The organism is Solibacillus sp. FSL R7-0682 (assembly GCF_038005985.1).
Lineage (GTDB): Bacteria > Bacillota > Bacilli > Bacillales_A > Planococcaceae > Solibacillus.
This window is the reverse complement of record NZ_JBBOUI010000007.1, coordinates 1-2685: the sequence shown is the minus strand read 5'-3', so window position 1 is coordinate 2685 and position 2685 is coordinate 1. Positions and strand designations below refer to the sequence as shown.

Sequence of the window (2685 nt, the reverse complement as noted above, 5' to 3'; positions counted from 1 at the left end):
AGAGCAGCTCATTGCTTATCTTGTTTCCGTCGCTCCACGGTTGTTACCGTTTGTGAAGAATAGATTGTTAACAACCATTCGCTATCCACATGGCTATATCGGGAAAGAATTTTTCTATCAGAAGAATAAACCTGATTATGCACCGTCATTTGTGAATTCTTTTACAAAAGACGAAATCGACTATATCCTTTGTAATGATTTATCTACCCTTGTTTGGCTAGGTAATCAATTAGCACTAGAGTATCATACCCCTTTTGAAACAATTGGCAGCGACCATCCGGTAGATATTGTGTTCGACCTTGACCCACCAGATGAAACACACTTTCTACTAGCTGTTGATGCTGCACAGAAACTAAGTAAGATTTTCGAAGAATTAAATATTATCGGCTTCCCAAAATTAACTGGAGGTAAGGGTATACAAGTACATATCCCAATTATGCATCATCATTTTTCTTATGAAGATACCCGACTGTTTACTTCGTTCATAGCATCCTATTTAGTTGAGAAAAACCCAGATTTATTTACGACAGAAAGAATGAAAAAGAATCGCGGGAAAAAGTTATATATCGATTATATACAGCATGCAGAAGGAAAAACGATGATTGCTCCTTACTCTCCTAGAGGCAGAGAAGGTGCGATAGTAGCAGCCCCTCTCTATTGGGATGAAGTAAATAAACAACTGCAGCGGGAGAATTTTTCACTAGACAACATTCGCAAGTATCGTTTAACTGATTGCTGTCCAATGGCAACCTTTTTCGAAACAAAAAATGACACGATTGCAAAAATTATAGATTCATTAAAAGGATAAGACTATACACAGGCATATGCGATTTTTTGTGTTTTAGGAAGTGAAAGGCTAAGCAGATGTGATATGCACGTTATACAAAGCCAAAACGCATTTAAACGACTGTCTTCTCCGTTTGCATATCACTCAAAAAGTAAACTGATTTGAACGTTTTGCTCATTCAGTTTGCACGACATCAAGGAGCGAAAACACTATGAAACGACCTGCTAATGCAATTTCTACGCGTTATTCAGATAAAAAAAACAAAAAACCGAACCAACACTGATATGCTCCCCTCTAGGTAGACAGATAAAAAAATAAAATCTGGCTACTAAAAGGGGAGTATATTTATGTCTAAAAGAGCTCATCCACTCGAAGTTAGGATAGAAGTAATAAATACATTAAAAGATGGTATTTTATCTGTAGCGGAGATAATAAAAAAGTATAAGGTTAGTAGAAGTGCCATTCGAATTTGGAAGTATAAATTTGATATGTATGGATTTGAAGGTCTTAAAGAATCGACATCCTGGAAAACGTACCCGAAGAATTTAAAAATATTAGCCATGAAGGACTACCTATCCGGCCACTATTCTTTAGAGGAAATTGCCAAAAGATATAAAATATCAGATGAGTCTGTCCTCAGGTTATGGTTGAAGAAGTATAATAGTCATAGTGAAATAAAGGATACGTCAAAAGAAAGGACGAGCTCTATGACTAAAGGAAGAAAAACAACTTGGAAGGAACGAATTCAAGTTGTACTTGATTGCTTGGGGAACGGAAAAGATTATCAGAAGACAGCTGACACTTTTCAAGTGTCTTACCAACAAGTCTATACATGGGTTAAAAAATATGAAGAAAGTGGAGAGGAAGGTCTTCAAGACAAACGAGGGAGGAATAAAACAGAAATTGAGTTAACACCAGAAGAAAAAATGAAACTCGAAATGAAAAAGCTAGCACAAGAAAATGAACGATTACGTGCAGAGAACTTATTCTTAAAAAAGTTGGAGGAACTCGAAAGGAGGCGGAAATAAGCAGGATTCGATTTAAAGATAAGTATGTCGCCATACAGGAACTACATAAGAAAGAGAATCTAAGCATAGTTCTTCTGTGTGATATCGCGGGCGTCACTCGGAGCGCTTATTATAAATGGCTAAGACGTCAACCGACTTCCCAAGAGATTCTGAATGAAGCTATTATGAAAGAGATGAAAATCCTCCATATACAAATGAAGGGGATTTTCGGCTATCGCCAAATGACTCTTCATTTGAATAGAAAATTTAATAAGCCACTGAATCATAAGAGAATCTATCGATTAATGAAAGTGGCTCAATTACGCTCGGTGATTCGAGTGAAGAAAAAACGATATAAACGTTCTATCCCCCAATATGTCACGGAAAATATATTAAATCGTGAGTTTACAGCTAATAAGCCGAATGAAAAATGGGTCACGGATGTCACAGAATTTAAATATGGTTCCTCCCAAAAAGCTTATTTAAGTGCCATTCGTGATCTCTATGATGGTTCTATTATTAGTTATGTTCTCGGGCATTCTAATAACAATGAACTGGTGTTCGATACACTTGACCTGGCGACAAAGCATTTAAAGGGAAAGGAGCCTCTCATTCATAGCGACCGTGGTTATCAATACACCTCCTATGGATTTAAAAGTAGGATAAAAAAGTTAAAAATGACTCATAGTATGTCTCGCGTTGGGCGATGTATCGATAATGGACCTATGGAATCCTTTTGGGGAACACTGAAATGTGAGAAATATTATTTACATAAATTTATGACCTATGAGGAACTTTCCAATGCCATAACGGAGTATATTCACTTCTATAATCATAATCGATACCAAAAACGACTAAACGGCTATAGCCCTATGGAATATAGAGCTATAG

The 2685-nt window shown here is 36.6% G+C and carries 2 protein-coding genes; both read left to right on the top strand.

Annotated elements, in window-relative coordinates:
• Positions 1-808, top strand: an 808-nt coding sequence (gene ligD, locus MKZ17_RS20525) for a non-homologous end-joining DNA ligase (protein ID WP_340725658.1), incomplete at its 5' end; no start/stop codon positions are given.
• A gap of 326 nt (positions 809-1134) precedes the next feature.
• Positions 1135-2685 (top strand): IS3 family transposase gene (locus MKZ17_RS20520; protein WP_340725657.1). Its coding sequence is split into 2 segments (ribosomal slippage), with 1552 coding nucleotides annotated over them: positions 1135-1789 and positions 1789-2685; the frame shifts between segments, so codons are not numbered across the junction. This gene is flagged as partial in the annotation.